The 16,894-nt window shown below is 56.9% G+C and carries 15 protein-coding genes; 7 read left to right on the top strand and 8 right to left on the bottom strand.

Going from position 1 to position 16,894, the window contains the following annotated elements; genetic code table 11:
• Nucleotides 1-9: 9 nt before the first annotated feature.
• The gene (locus ASF29_RS00695; RefSeq protein WP_062448552.1) at nucleotides 10-3,201 is read left to right on the top strand and encodes an efflux RND transporter permease subunit; all 3,192 of its coding nucleotides are present in this window, start codon (nucleotides 10-12) and stop codon (nucleotides 3,199-3,201) included.
• 73 nt (nucleotides 3,202-3,274) lie between these two features.
• Here ASF29_RS00695 and ASF29_RS00690 read toward each other — a convergent pair whose 3' ends face one another.
• From ASF29_RS00690 to ASF29_RS00660, 7 genes are all read right to left on the bottom strand, one after another.
• Nucleotides 3,275-4,006 carry a copper homeostasis protein CutC gene (locus ASF29_RS00690; protein WP_062447512.1) on the bottom strand — a complete coding sequence of 244 codons (732 nt, stop codon included), beginning with the start codon at nucleotides 4,004-4,006 and terminating at the stop codon, nucleotides 3,275-3,277.
• Nucleotides 4,007-4,036: 30 nt separating this feature from the next.
• Nucleotides 4,037-5,038, bottom strand: coding sequence for an ATP-binding cassette domain-containing protein (locus tag ASF29_RS00685; RefSeq protein WP_062447510.1), 1,002 nt, complete (start codon nucleotides 5,036-5,038; stop codon nucleotides 4,037-4,039).
• A 15-nt stretch (nucleotides 5,039-5,053) separates the two neighbouring features.
• Nucleotides 5,054-6,112: a Gfo/Idh/MocA family oxidoreductase gene (locus ASF29_RS00680; protein WP_062447507.1), complete on the bottom strand. Its 1,059-nt coding sequence runs from the start codon at nucleotides 6,110-6,112 to the stop codon at nucleotides 5,054-5,056.
• The gene (locus ASF29_RS00675) at nucleotides 6,109-6,948 is read right to left on the bottom strand and encodes a carbohydrate ABC transporter permease (RefSeq protein WP_062447505.1); all 840 of its coding nucleotides are present in this window, start codon (nucleotides 6,946-6,948) and stop codon (nucleotides 6,109-6,111) included. The genes ASF29_RS00680 and ASF29_RS00675 overlap by 4 nt, the downstream gene beginning before the upstream one ends.
• Nucleotides 6,949-6,959: 11 nt before the next feature.
• Nucleotides 6,960-7,907 (bottom strand): sugar ABC transporter permease, encoded by a 948-nt coding sequence (locus ASF29_RS00670; RefSeq protein ID WP_062447502.1) that lies wholly within the window; start codon nucleotides 7,905-7,907, stop codon nucleotides 6,960-6,962.
• Between the two features lie 130 nt (nucleotides 7,908-8,037).
• Complete coding sequence (locus tag ASF29_RS00665; protein WP_062447486.1) at nucleotides 8,038-9,297, bottom strand: ABC transporter substrate-binding protein; 1,260 nt, start codon at nucleotides 9,295-9,297, stop codon at nucleotides 8,038-8,040.
• A 60-nt stretch (nucleotides 9,298-9,357) separates the two neighbouring features.
• On the bottom strand, nucleotides 9,358-10,251 hold the full coding sequence (locus tag ASF29_RS00660) for an N-acetylmuramic acid 6-phosphate etherase (RefSeq protein WP_062447484.1): 894 nt from the start codon (nucleotides 10,249-10,251) through the stop codon (nucleotides 9,358-9,360).
• Between the two features lie 208 nt (nucleotides 10,252-10,459).
• On the opposite strand from ASF29_RS00660, the gene ASF29_RS00655 reads away from it, so the two are divergent.
• Genes ASF29_RS00655 through nagA form a run of 4 tightly spaced genes read left to right on the top strand, consistent with a single transcriptional unit; the run spans nucleotide 10,460 to nucleotide 14,320 of the window.
• Nucleotides 10,460-11,347: a BadF/BadG/BcrA/BcrD ATPase family protein gene (locus ASF29_RS00655; RefSeq protein ID WP_062447482.1), complete on the top strand. Its 888-nt coding sequence runs from the start codon at nucleotides 10,460-10,462 to the stop codon at nucleotides 11,345-11,347.
• On the top strand, nucleotides 11,344-12,108 hold the full coding sequence (locus ASF29_RS00650) for a GntR family transcriptional regulator (protein WP_062447480.1): 765 nt from the start codon (nucleotides 11,344-11,346) through the stop codon (nucleotides 12,106-12,108). Before ASF29_RS00655 ends, ASF29_RS00650 begins: the two co-directional genes overlap by 4 nt.
• 32 nt (nucleotides 12,109-12,140) lie before the next feature.
• Complete coding sequence (locus tag ASF29_RS00645; RefSeq protein WP_062447478.1) at nucleotides 12,141-13,163, top strand: SIS domain-containing protein; 1,023 nt, start codon at nucleotides 12,141-12,143, stop codon at nucleotides 13,161-13,163.
• Between the two features lie 2 nt (nucleotides 13,164-13,165).
• Entirely contained in the window at nucleotides 13,166-14,320 is a 1,155-nt protein-coding gene (gene nagA, locus ASF29_RS00640; protein ID WP_062447476.1) for an N-acetylglucosamine-6-phosphate deacetylase, read from the top strand.
• 345 nt (nucleotides 14,321-14,665) lie between these two features.
• Here the strand turns inward: nagA and ASF29_RS23725 are convergent, their stop codons facing one another.
• The gene (locus ASF29_RS23725) at nucleotides 14,666-14,812 is read right to left on the bottom strand and encodes a DUF1127 domain-containing protein (protein ID WP_082453319.1); all 147 of its coding nucleotides are present in this window, start codon (nucleotides 14,810-14,812) and stop codon (nucleotides 14,666-14,668) included.
• A 370-nt stretch (nucleotides 14,813-15,182) separates the two neighbouring features.
• Here ASF29_RS23725 and ASF29_RS00630 point away from each other — a divergent pair, with 370 nt between their 5' ends.
• Nucleotides 15,183-16,160: a TRAP transporter substrate-binding protein gene (locus ASF29_RS00630; protein WP_062447471.1), complete on the top strand. Its 978-nt coding sequence runs from the start codon at nucleotides 15,183-15,185 to the stop codon at nucleotides 16,158-16,160.
• A 117-nt stretch (nucleotides 16,161-16,277) separates the two neighbouring features.
• The gene (locus ASF29_RS00625; RefSeq protein ID WP_062447469.1) at nucleotides 16,278-16,892 is read left to right on the top strand and encodes a TRAP transporter small permease; all 615 of its coding nucleotides are present in this window, start codon (nucleotides 16,278-16,280) and stop codon (nucleotides 16,890-16,892) included.
• The last annotated feature ends 2 nt before the right edge of the window (nucleotides 16,893-16,894 follow it).

The following is a 16,894-nucleotide window of genomic DNA, read 5'->3' as shown; positions in this document are numbered from 1 at the left end:
GCCTTTGCTATGAATATCTCCAGATTTTTTGTGGACCGGCCGGTCTTTGCCGGCGTGTTATCGGTCCTGATCGTGGTCGCAGGCCTGATCGGCATGCGCGCGCTGCCGATTTCGGAATATCCCGAAGTCGTACCACCATCCATCGTCGTGCGCGCCACCTATCCCGGCGCCAACCCCAAGGTCATTGCCGAAACGGTGGCAACGCCATTGGAAGAGCAGATCAACGGCGTCGAGGACATGCTTTACATGTCCAGCCAGGCGACATCCGACGGCGTCATGACGCTGACGGTAACGTTTAAGCTCGGCACCGATCCTGATAAGGCCCAGCAGCTCGTGCAGAACCGTGTCTCGCAGGCCGAGCCACGTCTGCCTGCAGAAGTGCGGAGCCTTGGCGTTTCAACCGTCAAAAGTTCCCCCGATCTGATGATGGTCGTGCACCTGGTCTCGCCCGGAAACCGCTATGATCTGACCTACCTGCGGAACTATGCCGTTCTCAATATCAAGGACCGGCTGGCACGCATCGAAGGTGTAGGCCAGGTACAAATCTTCGGCGCGGGCGATTATTCCATGCGCGTATGGATCGATCCGCAGAAAGCTGCCGAACACAATCTAGCCGCCAGCGATATCAGCAATGCCATTCGCGAACAGAACGTGCAGGCCGCAGCCGGCACCATCGGCGCATCGCCAAGTCTGATAGGCGTCGATCTTCAGCTCAACGTCAATGCGCAGGGCCGCCTCTCCACACCGGAGGAGTTCGGCAATATCATCGTGAAAAGCGGGACCAATGGCGAAATCACCCGCCTGCGGGATGTCGCGCGCGTCGAGCTCGGCGCGTCCGACTATTCGCTTCGCTCGCTGCTCGATGGCGAATCCGCCGTCGCCATTCCCGTCTTCCAGGCACCGGGTTCCAACGCCATCACCATTTCCGACCAGGTGGCCGCCACCATGCAGGACCTGCAAAAGGCCATGCCGGACGGTGTGAAATACGAGATCGTCTACGATACCACGCAGTTCGTACGCGCTTCCATCGACAAGGTCATAGACACCCTGCTCGAAGCCATCGCGCTCGTCGTCGTCGTTGTCATCCTGTTCCTCCAGACATGGCGCGCCTCGATCATTCCGCTGATTGCCGTACCGGTTTCCATCATCGGCACATTCGCGGTAATGTATGTCTTCGGCTTTTCGATCAACGCGCTCAGCCTGTTCGGGCTTGTGCTGGCCATCGGTATCGTCGTGGATGACGCCATCGTGGTGGTGGAAAACGTCGAGCGAAACATCGAAAATGGTCTCTCTCCGCGTGACGCGACATACCGCGCCATGAAGGAGGTCTCGGGACCCATCATTGCCATCGCACTGGTGCTGGTTGCCGTCTTCGTGCCTCTTGCCTTCATTTCCGGCCTCTCGGGCCAATTCTATCGGCAGTTCGCGCTGACCATTGCCATCTCGACGGTGATTTCGGCAATCAACTCACTGACACTGTCTCCTGCCCTGGCAGCCTTGCTGCTGAAGGATCACCATGCGCCGAAAGATTGGCTGACGCGTGGCATGGACAAGGTACTTGGCGGTTTCTTCCGTGGCTTCAACCGTGCCTTCGGCGCAGCGTCGAGCGGTTACGGCAAGAGCGTCGGTGGGCTGCTGAACCGCAAAAGCATCGTGATGGTGGTCTACGTGGTTCTTGCTGGCGCGACCTATGGCATGTTCAGTGCTGTGCCGGGCGGATTCGTGCCTGCGCAGGACAAGCAGTATCTGATCGGCTTTGCGCAATTGCCGGATGCCGCCAGTCTCGATCGTACGGAAGATGTCATCAAGCGCATGAGCGATATCGCCATGCAGCAGCCGGGCGTCGAGCATGCGATCGCCTTTCCGGGTCTGTCCATCAACGGCTTCACCAACAGCTCCAATGCGGGTGTTGTTTTCGTTGGCCTGAGTCCCTTTGAAGAGCGCACGACACCTGAATTGTCTGGTGGTGCCATTGCCATGGCGCTCAACCAGAAATTCGGTGCCGTTCAGGATGCCTTCATCGCCATGTTCCCGCCGCCACCGGTCAATGGCCTTGGCACCACGGGCGGCTTCAAGATGCAGATCGAGGATCGTGCTGGCTTCGGCTATCAGTCGCTCGATGACGTGACGAAGGCGTTCCTCGCCAAAGCCTATCAGACGCCGGAACTGGCAGGACTGTTCTCCAGCTTCCAGATCAACGTGCCGCAGCTTTACGCCGATCTTGATCGCGCCAAGGCAGAGCAGCTCGGCGTCTCCGTGACCGACGTGTTCGAGACCCTGCAAATCTATCTCGGCTCGCTCTATGTCAATGACTTCAACGCCTTTGGCCGCACTTACAGCGTGCGGGTACAGGCAGACGCGAAGTTCAGGGCGCAGGCGGAGGATATCGGCCAGTTGAAGGTACGCTCTTCGAATGGCCAGATGATCCCGCTGTCGGCACTTTTGAAGGTGGACGCCACGACCGGACCGGAACGCACCACGCGTTACAACGGCTTCCTTGCCGCCGATATAAACGGTGGTCCGGCACCGGGCTTCTCGTCCGGCGAAGCACAGGCCGCGATTGAACGCATCGCCGCCGAAACCCTGCCATCGGGCGTTTCCTATGAATGGACGGACCTGACCTATCAGCAGATTCTGGCTGGAAATTCGGGGCTGCTCGTCTTCCCGCTGGCTTTGTTGCTCGTCTATCTGGTGCTGGCGGCACAGTATGAAAGCCTGACGCTGCCGCTTGCCATCATCATGATCGTGCCCATGGGCGTGCTCGCCGCCATGACCGGCGTCTGGCTGACGGGAGGTGACAACAACATCTTCACCCAGATCGGCCTCATCGTCCTTGTGGGACTATCGGCGAAGAACGCGATCCTGATCGTGGAATTCGCCCGGGAACTGGAGTTCGAAGGACGCTCTCCCGTTGCCGCAGCCATCGAGGCAAGCCGTCTTCGCCTGCGCCCGATCCTGATGACATCCCTCGCCTTCATCATGGGCGTGGTGCCGCTGGTGATCTCTACCGGTGCAGGTGCTGAAATGCGCCAAGCCATGGGTGTCGCGGTCTTCTCGGGCATGATCGGCGTGACGATCTTCGGTATCTTCATGACACCGGTCTTCTACGTGCTGGTGCGCAAACTCTCGGGCAACCGTCCGCTTATCCAGCACAAGGACGAACCTGCGAATACGGACTACAAACTGGACCAGGCGATCTAAGCCATCCACATGACCTCAAAGCCGCGGGAGTCGAAAGTCCCGCGGCTTTTCGTCATTCTACAGCATTCAACAATCAGGATTTCGCGGCGGACAGGCGAGCTTTCATCTTACGAACGAGATCGACATCGGTCCGCTTCTGCCCCGGCAATGAAAAACCGAAGGCAGCGACAAACGGGTGGCCGGTATCGGTGCTGGCGGAACAGGAGGAATGCACCTCTTTTAAATCCAGTGTCGCAAGTAAGGCGTCAATCGTGTCGAGATTGACGCCAGAGCCCGGCATGACGGATAGACGTCCGGCTGCGAGCTTGATCGAGGTTTTTAAATCCTCCATACCCTCACAGACCGTGCGGGCGCGCCCCGCCGTCAAGATCCGTTCAAAGCCACAGCCAACGGCCAGTTCGATGGCGGGAGCCAGATCCGGTACGAGGTCAAAGGATCGGTGCAAGGTGCGCGGCATCGAACTGACGAGCTGGGAAAGCCTTGTCAGCGCGGCCTCGTCCAATCGGCCATCGGGGTGATTGCAACCAAACACAATGCCGGAAATGCCGCTTGTGGCCGCAAATAGAATATCCTCTTCCATGATGGCAAGTTCTTGAGACGTATAGACAAAGTCCCCCGCGCGGGGCCTGATCATGGCGTAGCAGGGTACGGGGGAACGCCCCGCAAGGCTCATCAACCCAGGTGAAGGCGTCAATCCGCCGAGCGCGAGCGCGCTGCACAATTCGATACGATCCGCCCCGCCTTCGATGGCCGCTTCGAGACCCGCAACATCGTCGACACAGACTTCCAGAAGAATATCAGCCATCAATCACCTGAAAGGCACTCGATAGCCGGCTCATCGAATGGCATTTCCGTCTGTATCGAACCGGTGGGTCGCAGTCCCGCCGTGAGACGCGTAAACGACATCATCCGCAGCATAAGGATGTTCGCCGAACAGTCGCACGGTCAAAAGACCAACGGTTTCGCTTTCCAGATAGACGATCGTATCAGCACCCAGATGTTCAACATGCACGACCTTGCCAGACCATGTACCTGTCTCCCGCGACAGCGATATGTGTTCCGGTCGAAGGCCGAGTGTCTTGTATCCGCTTTCGCCGAGACGATCGGCATCGATGAAATTCATCTGGGGCGAGCCGATAAAACCTGCGACGAACAGATTGGCCGGTCTGTTGTAAAGTTCCATGGGAGAGCCGACCTGCTCGATGCGTCCTGCGTTGAGAACGACGATCTTGTCTGCAAGCGTCATCGCCTCGACTTGGTCATGGGTGACATAGATCATGGTCGCCTTCAGGCGTCGATGCAGTCGGGCAATTTCCAATCGTGTCTGCACTCGCAGCGCCGCATCGAGGTTGGATAATGGTTCATCGAACAGGAAGAGGGTCGGCTCGCGAACGATGGCACGACCGATGGCAACCCGCTGCCGCTGACCACCGGACAATTCGGCAGGGCGTCGTTCCAGATAAGGCTCCAGCGACAGGAGGGAAGAGGCTTTCGCCACCCGCGTATCGATCTCGTCCTTGGCAGTCCCGGCCTGCTTGAGGCCAAGCCCCATATTGTCCTTGACGGTGAGATGTGGATAGAGCGCATAGGATTGAAAGACCATGGCAATGCCGCGTTTGGCTGGCGGAACCGCCGACACTTCGCGACCGTCGATGATGATTTCACCAGAACTGATATCTTCGAGACCAGCAATCGTGCGCAGAAGCGTGGACTTGCCGCAGCCCGATGGTCCGACGAAAATGACGAACTCCCCATCCTGGACCTCAAGATCTATTCCTTTCAGCACATCGACGGTGCCAAAGGACTTGGCGAGAGATTTCAATGTCAGGTTACCCAAAGCGCTTCTCCAAATTCAAAGGTCGACCATGCGGCCAGTACGGGCGCTTTCATCGGCAGCAAGGCAAATGCGCAGGGATTGCACGGCGTCGGTCATATGACGGTCGAGATCGATGTCCTCGCGGATGGCTTTTAGAACATAGGCCTGCTCTCTGTCGCACAATTCCTGGTGGCCCGGTTCTCCTGCCATCTGCAGAAACTGATCCGGCTGCATAAACCGGCCACTGGAATCCGTCTGGGCTCTGTGCAGGCGAATGGTCGAGGTCTTGGTATGGGTATCGATGTCGTCGGATTTGGCGTTCGGGTCCATGACGATCGAAACGCAGCCATTGGGCGACATCACGTCCTTGACGAAGAACGCGGTTTCCGAAATCATCGGACCCCATCCCGCTTCGTACCAGCCGACCGATCCGTCATCGAATGTCACCTGTAAATGGCCGTAATTGTACATGTCAGGCGCGATCTCGTCCGATAAGCGCAGACCCATACCCCGCACCGACACCGGCTTGGCATCGGTGATCTGGCACATCACATCGACATAATGGACGCCGCAATCGACAATAGGTGGAGTGGTCTGCATCAGCGCCTTGTGCGTCTCCCAGGTTTTTCCTGAGGACTGCTGATTGAGATTCATGCGAAAGACGTAAGGTCCACCCAGTTCCCGGGCAAGCGAGATCAACTTCATCCATGACGGGTGATGCCGCAGGATGTAACCGACCACCAGCTTGCGTCCATTCGCCCGCGCGCAGGCCACGACCCTCTCCGCATCGGCCACTGTGGTCGCCAATGGTTTTTCCACGAAGACATGGGCGCCTGCTTCCATGGCCCGTACGGCAAAATCGGCGTGGCTGTCTGAATATGTATTGATCGAGCAGAGGTCCGGCCTCAGCTCGCTCAAGGCCGCGTCGAATGACGGCAGCACTGTATGGGCCGCAAGCGGCTCGGGCAAGACAGGCGTCGAACGGTTGACAAGACCGACGATGTCGAAACCAGGATTGTTTGCATAGGCCAATGCGTGGCTCAATCCCATATTGCCAAGACCGGCCACCAGAACCTTGAGAGGTCGTTCGGTCATTTCACTGCTCCTGCGGTGATGCCGCGGATCAGTTGCCGCGAAAAGATCGTGTAGAGTACAAGCACAGGCGCTATGGCCAGCGACAGCGCTGCCAGAACTGCATTCCAGTTGGTGACAAACTGCCCGATAAATATCTGAGCGCCCAGCGTGATGGTTTTCGTTGCCTCACTCGGTGCCAGAATGAGGGGGAACCACAGATCGTTCCAGATCGGGATCATCGTAAAGACCGCGACCGTCGCCATGGCCGGACGAACGAGCGGAAGGACCAGCCGGAAAAAGATCTTATATTCGGACAGGCCATCGATGCGGCCTGCATTCTTCAGATCATCGGAAACGGTACGCATGAATTCCGAGAGGATGAAAATGGCAAGCGGCAGGCCCTGCGCCGTATAGACCAGAATGAGCGCCGTGCGGGTATTGACCAGACCAGTCGCCACCATGCCCTGAAGAATGCCGATCGTACCGAGACGAATGGGAATCATGATCCCGAGCGCCATATACAGGCCGAGCAGTGTATTTCCCTTGAAACGATATTCGGACAGCGCAAAAGCGGCCATCGCACCAAACAGGAGCACCAAGGCAATCGAAACGACCGTGACGATCAGCGAGTTTTGCAGATAGTGTACGAAGTCGCTCTGCCCGAGAACAGTGACATAGCCGACCAGATCGAACGTCGAAGGCAAGGGTGGCTGCATCGGATCGCGAAAAATCGCGTTTCGCGATTTGAACGAATTGATGATCGTCAAAACGACCGGAAACAACGAAATTGCCGTGTAGGCCAGCAGGATGGCGTGGGCACTGGCCGTACGGGCAAGGGACGAGCGTGCTTTGGACATCGTTCTCCCCTTCAGAACTGGTAGCGGCGCATGCGGCGCTGAATGGTGAAAAGATAAAAGCTGACCCCAGCGAGGATGATCAGGAACATTACGGTCGCAATCGCTGCTCCCATCGAACGGTCACCGAGCTGGAGCTGGAAACCGAAAAAGGTGCGGTAAAGCAGAGTGCCAAGAATATCCGTCGAGCCATCCGGTCCAGCCAGCGCGCCCTGCACGGTATAGATGAGGTCGAAAGCATTGAAATTTCCGACGAATGTCAGAATGGAAATGATGCCGATGGCGGGCAGGATCAGTGGCAGTTTGATTTTCCAGAACTGGCTCCAGCCGGTGATGCCGTCCATTTCGGCAGCTTCGATAACCTCGTCAGGAATGTTCAGAAGTGCCGCATAGATCAGCATCATCGGGATTCCGACATATTGCCAGACGGATATCAGCGACACCGCAATCAGCGCCGAATTGGGTCGGCCAAGCCATGGCGCGAACAGAAACTTCAGATGCACGGCATCCAGCAACGTTGGCGCAATGCCCCAGAGCGGCGACAGGATCAGCTTCCAGATGAAACCGACAATGACAAAGGAAAGCAATGTTGGGAGAAAGATTGCCGTCCGGTAAAATGCTGAAAAGCGAAGCTTGGGCAGCGACAGCAATGCGGCTAGCGCCACACCGATCGGGTTTTGCACCAGCATGTGAATGACGAAGAAGATGATGTTGTTGACGAGCGCGTTCCAGAAGCTCGCAGACCAGCGGTCTTCCAAAAACAGCGCCCTGAAATTGTCCAGTCCCACGAAAACCCGCTGTCCATCGATGTCGCGGAAGAAGGACAGCCATAAGGTGCCGCCCAACGGAATGATCATGACGGCGGTGTAGACGAGAAAGGCTGGCAGCATGAAGACGATGATATGCCAGCGAAACGGCCGCCGGGACGATCTTTGGTCGCTTGAGATATCGTCGAGGCTCATGAGATCAGTCCGGACTGTTTTGAGGACAAGATAGGCTTAGCAGCGCAGGCGTTATATCGCCAGCGATCAAAAAGCTCAGCTGTCGACAGACATGGCAGCGCATAAGCTGCCATGTCTGCGGTGACCGCATTTATTTTGCAGGTTTGTACCAGCCGTCCAGACCCTTCTGCAGCTTTTCAGCAGCCACCGCTGGCGTGTCCGTGCCATTGATGACGTTTGCCGACTCGACCCAAGTATCGTTCTCGAGATTGGGCGTTCCGCGCGACAGGATCTGATAGGTCGAACGGATCGTCGGCTTGCACTTTTCACGCCAGGAGACGAATTCCTGCGCGAGAGGATCCGCCATTTTCACGGCAGTCTTGTTCAGGCTGAAGAAGCCAGGCAGCGCATTTGCATAGAGATCAGCAAATTCCGGCGAGGAGACCCATGTCAGGAACTTCGCTGCCTCTTCCGGATGCTTCGACTTTGCGTTCACGCCCATGCCGATATCGGTGTGGTCAGAGATGTAGCAGGCATCGCCTTCCTTTTCGACCGGTGGGGGGAACGCGCCCATCTTGAACTGTGCCTGAGTGTTAAATCCAGAGATTTCCCATGAGCCTGCGGGATAGATCGCAGCGCGACCGAGCGTGAAGAGGTTCTGGCTGTCCGGATAGGTCTGCGCCTCGAAACCATCCCCCAAATAGTCCTTCCACTTCGCCAGCACCTCGAAAGGCTTGACCCAATCGGGATCAGTCAGCTTCTGCTCGCCCTTGATCAGTGCGAGGCGGCCTTCTTCACCCTTCCAGTAGTTGGGACCGATGTTCTGGTACCCCATGGTCGCTGCTTCCCAGAGGTCTTTTGTTCCCATAGCCATGGGAACATAGGTGCCGTCAGCCTTGATCTTGTCGAGGGCGGCAAAGAACTCGGCCTGTGTCTTCGGAACCTCTATCTTCAAGGAATCGAAGGCGTCCTTGTTGTAGATGAAACCGTGGATGACCGACGCCATAGGCACGCAGAAGGTCGAAGCACCATCGTCCGTGGACCATGCGGATTTCGCAACGTCGGAGAAATTCTCCATGCCAGGGTTCTTGGTCAGATCACCGAGATAACCCTTCTTGAACAGTTCAAGTGAGGCATCGAATGGACGGCATGTGATAAGGTCGCCAGCCGAGCCGGATTCAAGTTTCGCGTTGAGAGCAGCGTTGTACTCGGTGGGTGCCATAGGCTGGAAGACGAGCTTGATGCCGGGGTTCTTCGCTTCGAAAGCCGGAATGAGCTTGTCTTTCCAGATTGCCAGATCGTCATTACGCCAGCTTTCGATGGTCAATGTCACATCCGCAGCCGATGCCATGCCGGAATAGCTAAAAAGGCTGGCGCCCAACAGCAACGCCTTGGTGAGATTACGGGTCATTCTTGTTCTCCCTCTTGGTGTAACGTCTGAGCGACGCCCATCACTTGTGATTTTCCCAGTTTATCCGCCGATCGATTGAAGTGCGCGCCGAACGTTCTGGCCGCTTTCCCGCAATATGCTTTCGGCTGAATTCTTGTCTTTTGCTCCTGCTGCAAGCAGGATGGCGATCTTGATCGAACCGGTCGCCCTCTCCACCAGAAGACCGGCTTCCTCGATACTGACATTTCCGATACCCGACACAATTCTTGCAGCACGCGCCACGAGCTTCTTGTTGTCAGCCCGAAGGTTGACCATGTAGCCATCATAGACATGGCCGAGGCGGATCGCCATCAGGGTGGAGAACATGTTGAGGGCTATTTTTTGCGCCGTTCCTGCGCCCATACGCGTCGAACCCGAGACGAATTCCGGGGGGGTCTGCAACAGAATGGCAACATCGGAATGCTGGAAAAGCCTTGCATCCGGGTTATTCGCTATTCCCACGACGGTCGCACCTTTGGCGCGGGCCACCTGAGCCACTGCCAAAGCATAAGGGGTCGATCCGCTTGCGGAAATCGCAACGACGCAATCGCCCTCGCCGATAGCAAGCTCGGCGTCCATGGCGGCCTGCTCGATATCATCTTCGGGCCCACCCGGCATGTCGGATAAATTGCTGGTGCCACCTGCAAACAGGATGGCTATCTGTTCGCGGCCAATACCATAGGTTCCCGGTAGTTCCAGGGCATCTGCCATTGCCATCAGGCCAGAGCTGCCAGCTCCGACATAAACCAGTCTGTGACCGGCACCGACAGCGTCCGCCGCAAAGCACGAGGCTTGAGCAATAGCGTCAAGGGCGAGGTCGACCGAGCGCGCTGCCTGCTGCTGGCCGGCGCTCAAAAGCGACAGGACATCGCCCGGCAACATCGTGTCGAGCCCTTTCGCTTTCTCGTGCAAACCTTCCGTACCACCAGCGTTCATGAATAAACTCCCTCGGCGCGAATTTAATGCCAAAAAAATACCAATTGTCCAGCATCTTTTAACAAGAGGTTTATTTCTTTAGGCTGAAACAGCAAGCCTCACATTTATATTACTGAAAAATATGAATAATTCAAATCGAACTTAAATCTGAAATTAAGCTCTTGGAAATTGGTATTTTTTTGGTATCTTCCAATAAGGAGACGATTTCATGCAGCGATATCTCGTGGGAGTGGACGGCGGCGGCACGAGTTGCAGGGCTGCCGTTGCAGATGCAGACGGCAAAATACTAGGTCGAGGCAAAAGCGGCGCGTCCAATATCATGAGCGCGCCCGACCAGGCTATCGTCAACATCACGGATGCCGCAAGAGCCGCCTTCGCCGATGCCGGCCTTGATATCGGGCTGCTAAGCCATGCGTCGGCCTATCTCGGGCTCGCAGGTAACAATGTCGAAAATACCGTCTCTTACGTCCTGCCGCGCCTACCCTTTGCACAGTCGCTGATCGAATCCGACGGAATGATTGCGCTGCAGGGAGCCTTGGGAGAAGGCGACGGCGCGGTAGCCATTCTTGGAACGGGCACGATCTACCTCGCCCGCACGGGAAACGATATTCACACGATCGGCGGCTGGGGCTATCATCTAGGTGATCTGGGAAGCGGTGCACGTCTCGGACAACAAGCATTGCAACAAAGCCTGCTTGCCTATGATGGCATTGCTGCCAGCACGCCCTTCACCCGTAGCCTGCTTGAGGAGTTCGAGGCGTCGCCGCGAAGGATGGTAGCGTTTTCGCAAGCCGCAAAGCCAGGCGATTTTGGCCGTTACGCACCGCGGGTGTTCGACTTCGCCTCTGCTGGAGACGAGGCAGCGCTTTCAATCCTGCATCAGTCCGCAGGCTTCATCGATGTCGCACTGGATCGCGTCTCTGAGATCACCGGTGGCGGCAGGCTCTGCCTGCTCGGAGGACTATCTGGTCTTTACGCACCGTTCCTGTCTGCCCGTCATAAAGAACGCCTCGTGGAACCCGTGGCCGACGCGCTGTCAGGCGCGATTGCACTGGCGAAAGGCACTTTTATCCATCAAGAGCGAGGTGTGGCATGATCCCGGCCTTGACGGAACTCCTGTCTGCGGACGACCTTCAATCAAGCGGCTCGGGACCGCTTTATCTGAAGTTGCGCCAGTCGCTGGAGCAGGCGATCCTGTCGGGCAAGCTCGGACATGGGCAAGCACTCCCGCCGGAGCGTGACCTCGCCGAATTCGCCAATGTCAGCCGGGTCACAGTTCGAAAGGCCGTCGATGACCTCGTCAAGGACGGCCTGCTGACGCGACGGCACGGCTCCGGCACCTTCGTTATGAAGCCGGTTTCACGTCTTCAGCAACCACTGTCCAGACTGACCTCTTTTACGGAAGACATGGCACGGCGCGGATATGTGACACGCTCCGAATGGCTGGGACGCGGTCTCTTTCATCCATCGTCGGATGAAATGATGATGCTGGGATTGAAGGTGGACATGATGGTTGCGCGACTGGAACGCCTGCGCATCGCCAACGAGTTGCCGCTGGCCATCGAGCGCGCAAGCCTCGCCTCCGATATCCTACCCGACCCACTGGCCGTCGGAACCTCACTCTATGCGGAGCTGCACCGCACCGGGCAAAGACCCGTGCGCGCCGTGCAGCGGATTTCCGCCTGCAATGTGACGCGCGAGGATGCCGCGCTGCTCGCTGTTCCCGAGGGATCGGCGGGGCTGGCTATCGAGCGCATATCCTATCTCGATTCTGGCCGCGTAGTGGAGTTGACGAGGTCGCTCTATCGCGGCGACGCCTATGATTTCGTTGCTGAAATGACCCTTACAGATGGCTGATTGCCTCCACGAACGACCTGAAAGAGAGTGCCATGCCCACGCATATGCGCCAGGAAATAAATGAAATTCCTGAGGCAGCCGCCCGGCTGCTTGACAGTTCCCGACAGTTTCTATGCGCAGCCGGACAGGCACTCCGGGAGCGCGACCCGGCTTTCCTCATCACCATCGCGCGTGGCTCTTCGGACCATGCAGCACATTTTTTGAAATATGCCATCGAGCAGCAGGCAGGGCGTGCGGTTGCGTCGATAGGTCCCTCATTGGCCTCGATCTATGGTAAATCGCTGAAGCTTGATCAGGCGGCGGCCATCTCCATTTCTCAATCCGGCAAAAGCCCAGATATCGTCGCGCTCGCGCAGTCCGCCGCCGCGTCCGGCGCTCTGACGATATCGCTCACCAATACGCAGCCCTCCCCGTTGTCGGATGCTTCCGCCTATCCCGTCGATATCAATGCGGGGCCGGAACTGGCGGTGGCCGCAACGAAATCCTTTTTCAACTCGGTGCTGGCGGGCCTTTCCATTTTGGCGGAGTGGACGTTGGACGTGGAGTTGCAGCGCGCTATCTCGCAACTGCCGGAAAAACTCCGCCAGGCAGTCACGCTGGACTGGAATGGTCTGGCTGCGGAACTGGGTGAAGCGGAGTCGCTCTATATGCTGGGACGCGGCCCGTCTCTTGCCATTGCCAGTGAAGCCGCTTTGAAATTCAAGGAAACATCGGAAATGCATGCAGAGGCATATTCCAGTGCCGAAGTGCATCATGGTCCGGTAGCACTGGTCGATCGCCGGTTCCCCATCATCACCTTCGCAGCTCGCGACGCGGCAACACCTTCGGTACTCGAGACGGCGGAAGGGCTGGCGCAGCAGGGTGCGTTGTCCTTCATTACGGCTGATGGCACCAAGTATGCCCGTCGCCTTCCCTTCGTGGAAACCGGTCATCCCCTGACCGATTCGCTGACACTTATTTTGCCGTTTTACGGGTTTGTCGAAGCGTGGTCGCGTGCAAAAGGCTTCAATCCAGACGCGCCAGCCGCCCTCAAGAAAGTCACGGAGACGCACTGACCATGGCAACAGCATTCACCAATGCCAGGATTTTCGACGGAGACGGCTGGCACGAAGACCGGGCACTCGTCGTCGATGACGGCAAGGTGGTGGGCATCGTCGCTAAAAATGATCTGAGCCCGGGGGTGACAATCGTCGATTCGGAGCAAGCCATAATGATTCCGGGCTTCATCGACCTACAGGTCAATGGCGGAGGCGGCGTCATGCTCAACGACGACCGGTCCGTCGATGGCATTCGAAAGATTTGTGAGGCGCATGCGAAATTCGGTACCACGGGCCTGCTTCCGACGCTGATAACCGACACGCCCGATATTACGGCAGCGGCAATCGATGCCGGCGTGAAAGCACGACAGGCAAGGATCCCCGGCTTTCTCGGTCTGCATCTGGAGGGGCCACACCTTTCCATCGCCCGCAAAGGAACGCACCATCCCAGGCTGATCAGGCCGATGGAAGACACCGATCTGCAGCGGTTGCTTGCCATCGGCAATGACGTCGGCACGCGAATGATCACCATTGCTCCTGAAAACGTGACGCTTCAGCAGGTCGAAGCCCTCGCTCAGGGGGGCTTCATCGTCAGCCTGGGTCATAGCGATGCGACCTACGAAACGGCGAAAGCCTATGCAGAGGCAGGCGCTCGCCTTGTTACCCACTTGTTCAATGCCATGAGCCCGCTGGAAAATCGGTCTCCCGGGTTGGTCGGTGCAGGACTTGACCTCGGCGAGCTTTCCTGTGGCATCATTGCAGATGGTTTTCACGTCCACCCTGCATCGATGCGCACGGCCATTCGCTCGAAGCGCGGCCCTGGTCATGTTTTCATCGTCACGGATGCCATGTCCACGATCGGCACTAATCTCGACGGACTCCTGCTGAACGATCGGCAGATCTACCGAAAGAACGGACGCCTGACGCTTGCCGATGGAACGTTGGCCGGTGCAGACATCGACATGTTGTCGTCTGTCCTGTTCGTTCATCGTGAACTTGGTATCGAATTTGAGGAATCGGTTCGTATGGCGAGCCTTTATCCGGCGCAAGCGATCGGAATAGGCGAGCGCAAGGGAATGCTGCTTGCTGGCTACGATGCCGACTTCGTGGTGCTCGACGCCGACCTTCGGATGAAAAGCACGTGGATCAGTGGTCAACAGGTCTATGAGGCATGAAGACAGTCAGAAAGTCCCCTTAACGAAAAAGCCTGCCGCGGGAGGAGGTGCGGCAGGCTTTTCGAAAAGAACCGAACAGCAGCTGGGAGGAGGAGTGCTGCTGTTCCTACAGACGTCCCTTGGGAGGAGGAGTGGGCCGTCTGATTTCGAAGCTTTGCGGGAGGAGGTGCATCGCTTCGATGAGTAGAAGATATCTTTTTTTTACCGCCCAATAAACAGACGACATTGCAGCGCAGCTATGCAAATTTGAAGGATCGCATTTTCAGCGCTGCCCGGTTGGGTACAAGATACGCAAACGCCCGCGCAGTTGGCGGGCGTCAAGCAGACATTTTCTACCGGAATAGATTAGCGACCGACGGATGCGCGAGCGACGCTATGGATATCGGCGCGGTTGATACCGAGATCCTGCAACTCACGCGAACTCATACGACCGAGTTCAGTCACGGTCTGACGATACTTGCGCCAATTGTTGAAAGAGCGTGCTACGTTCATGATGATCCCCTTTCAGAGGTCTCTTGACGCCAGCAACCTTGTCACGGCCCCAACGTCGTTTCGATGCTTGTGATGTAGGCCTTTACCGGCCTTTCGATAAGGCACAAGACATCAGGGCCGCCATGCACTGAATGCATATATTCATTTTGACTTATGCAAACTATCGCATTTTGATGTCATCATACATCTTATACTTTCTGATATGTTGACATTAGGGTTTTTCGCCCATACCAATCATATCTAGCCGAGGGAGGATCGGCTGGTTCATTGCATGCAGAGAAGACGTTCCCGGCGAGTTGGCTGCGGAGCGGTTTTCCAATGGGCTATCGCGACAACGGCGGACGCACGTCCGCATTCCGGGGAGGAGACTATGTTGTATCTTACAAAATTATGGACAAGCGCAGCCGTGGTGACGATGTTGGCCTTGGGGTCGGCGTCCGCCCAAACCGTGCTCAAGTCATCGGACACGCATCCCGACGGCTATCCGACGGTCGAAGGCGTGAAGTATTTCGGCGAGCTGCTCAAAGAACGCACCGGCGGTCGCTATGCGGTCGAAATCTATCATTCCGCACAGCTGGGCGAGGAAAAAGATACGATCGAGCAGGTTCGCTCAGGTGTTATCGAACTGAACCGCGTTTCGATGGCGCCATTCAACGGCACCGTCAAGGAAACCATCATTCCAGCCTTGCCCTATATTTTCCGCTCGGAAGACCACATGCATAAGGTCATGGACGGCCCGATTGGCGATCAGATCAAGGCAGCCTTTGAGCCTGCCGGGCTCGTTGCGCTGGCATTTTACGACGCGGGTTCAAGATCGTTCTACAATTCGAAAAAGCCGATCAAAACCGTTGCCGACATCAAGGGAATGAAATTCCGCGTCATTCAGTCGGACATCTTCGTCGATATGGCGACCGCACTCGGCGCCAACGCAACGCCGATGCCCTATGGGGAAGTCTATTCTTCCGTTGAAACCGGCGTTATCGACGGCGCGGAAAACAATTTTCCGAGCTACGATTCCGCCAAGCATTTCGAAGTCGCTAAATACTATTCGCTGGATGAGCACACGATTCTCCCGGAAGTATTCGTCATGAACAAGGCCGCCTTCGAAAAGCTGACGCCGGAAGATCAGGCGATCTTCAGACAAGCGGCAAAGGATAGCGTCGCCAAGCAGCGCGAATTGTGGTCGGCAAGAACAGCCCAATCCCGCGGCACGGTGGAAAAGGGCGGCGCAACCATCAATGAGGTCGAAAAGCAGGGCTTCATCGACGCCATGAAGCCGGTCTACGACAAGCACATCAAGGACGAGGTGTTGAAGAAGCTCGTCGCTGACGTGCAGGCCACGCAATAACCAATGATTTTAGCCCCTCGGTTTATCGACCGAGGGGTTTTTTACATGTCATCCAACCACTGCAACGGGCTTCAGGTCCGGCCTTTTGCCGTGCAAAAGGTCAGGAGGCGAAAATCCATGTCGATCCCACTGAAATCGGGTCTGCCTATCCTTACAAAACTTAATACTGCCATCCTTTATCTGGCGGGGGCTGGTCTCGTCGCCATGACGGTGATTGTCGCCTGGCAGGTGTTTTGCCGCTACGTCCTCAACGATTCTCCCAGCTGGACCGAACCCGGTGCCGTTATTTTGATGAGCTGGTTCATCTTTCTCGGTGCAGCCGTCGGCGTGCGGGAAAACAATCACATGGGCTTCGATGTCCTGCTCTATGTTCTGCCGCCCTGGGGCAAGAAATGGCTGCGCATGGTTTCCGACATCGTCATCTTCGCCTTCGGTGTCGGAATGATCTGGTACGGTGCCAATCTCGTGGGGCTGACAGCCGCAACAACCATGCCCGCGCTCGGCATTTCCGGGGCGTGGGATTACGTGCCGCTCGTCGGCGGCGGTGTGCTCATCGCCCTGTTTGCGCTGGAACGGATCATCGCGCGCGCGCTGGGTGCTCCGATCGACGATGCCCTCGACGAAATGGCACCGACGGAAATCGCCGTGGAACTTGAAAATATCGAGGATGTCCGTCGCGACGCGGCAGAACTCGATCCCAAAAGCCCATCCCACATCGTGAAGGGGGAATGACA

Source organism: Rhizobium sp. Leaf262 (assembly GCF_001422245.1).
GTDB lineage: Bacteria > Pseudomonadota > Alphaproteobacteria > Rhizobiales > Rhizobiaceae > Agrobacterium.
The sequence above is the reverse complement of the archived record's forward strand: the minus strand, read 5'-3'. Positions and strand labels throughout refer to the sequence as shown.

Bases quoted from the DNA above. Each gene is read 5' to 3' on its own strand.
- ASF29_RS00695 (WP_062448552.1), top strand. From the start codon at position 10: ATGAATATCTCCAGATTTTTTGTGGACCGGCCGGTCTTTGCCGGCGTG.
- ASF29_RS00690 (WP_062447512.1), bottom strand. From the start codon at position 4,006: ATGGCTGATATTCTTCTGGAAGTCTGTGTCGACGATGTTGCGGGTCTC.
- ASF29_RS00680 (WP_062447507.1), bottom strand. From the start codon at position 6,112: ATGACCGAACGACCTCTCAAGGTTCTGGTGGCCGGTCTTGGCAATATG.
- ASF29_RS00675 (WP_062447505.1), bottom strand. From the start codon at position 6,948: ATGTCCAAAGCACGCTCGTCCCTTGCCCGTACGGCCAGTGCCCACGCC.
- ASF29_RS00670 (WP_062447502.1), bottom strand. From the start codon at position 7,907: ATGAGCCTCGACGATATCTCAAGCGACCAAAGATCGTCCCGGCGGCCG.
- ASF29_RS00665 (WP_062447486.1), bottom strand. From the start codon at position 9,297: ATGACCCGTAATCTCACCAAGGCGTTGCTGTTGGGCGCCAGCCTTTTT.
- ASF29_RS00660 (WP_062447484.1), bottom strand. From the start codon at position 10,251: ATGAACGCTGGTGGTACGGAAGGTTTGCACGAGAAAGCGAAAGGGCTC.
- ASF29_RS00655 (WP_062447482.1), top strand. From the start codon at position 10,460: ATGCAGCGATATCTCGTGGGAGTGGACGGCGGCGGCACGAGTTGCAGG.
- ASF29_RS00650 (WP_062447480.1), top strand. From the start codon at position 11,344: ATGATCCCGGCCTTGACGGAACTCCTGTCTGCGGACGACCTTCAATCA.
- ASF29_RS00645 (WP_062447478.1), top strand. From the start codon at position 12,141: ATGCCCACGCATATGCGCCAGGAAATAAATGAAATTCCTGAGGCAGCC.
- nagA (WP_062447476.1), top strand. From the start codon at position 13,166: ATGGCAACAGCATTCACCAATGCCAGGATTTTCGACGGAGACGGCTGG.
- ASF29_RS23725 (WP_082453319.1), bottom strand. From the start codon at position 14,812: ATGAACGTAGCACGCTCTTTCAACAATTGGCGCAAGTATCGTCAGACC.
- ASF29_RS00630 (WP_062447471.1), top strand. From the start codon at position 15,183: ATGTTGTATCTTACAAAATTATGGACAAGCGCAGCCGTGGTGACGATG.
- ASF29_RS00625 (WP_062447469.1), top strand. From the start codon at position 16,278: ATGTCGATCCCACTGAAATCGGGTCTGCCTATCCTTACAAAACTTAAT.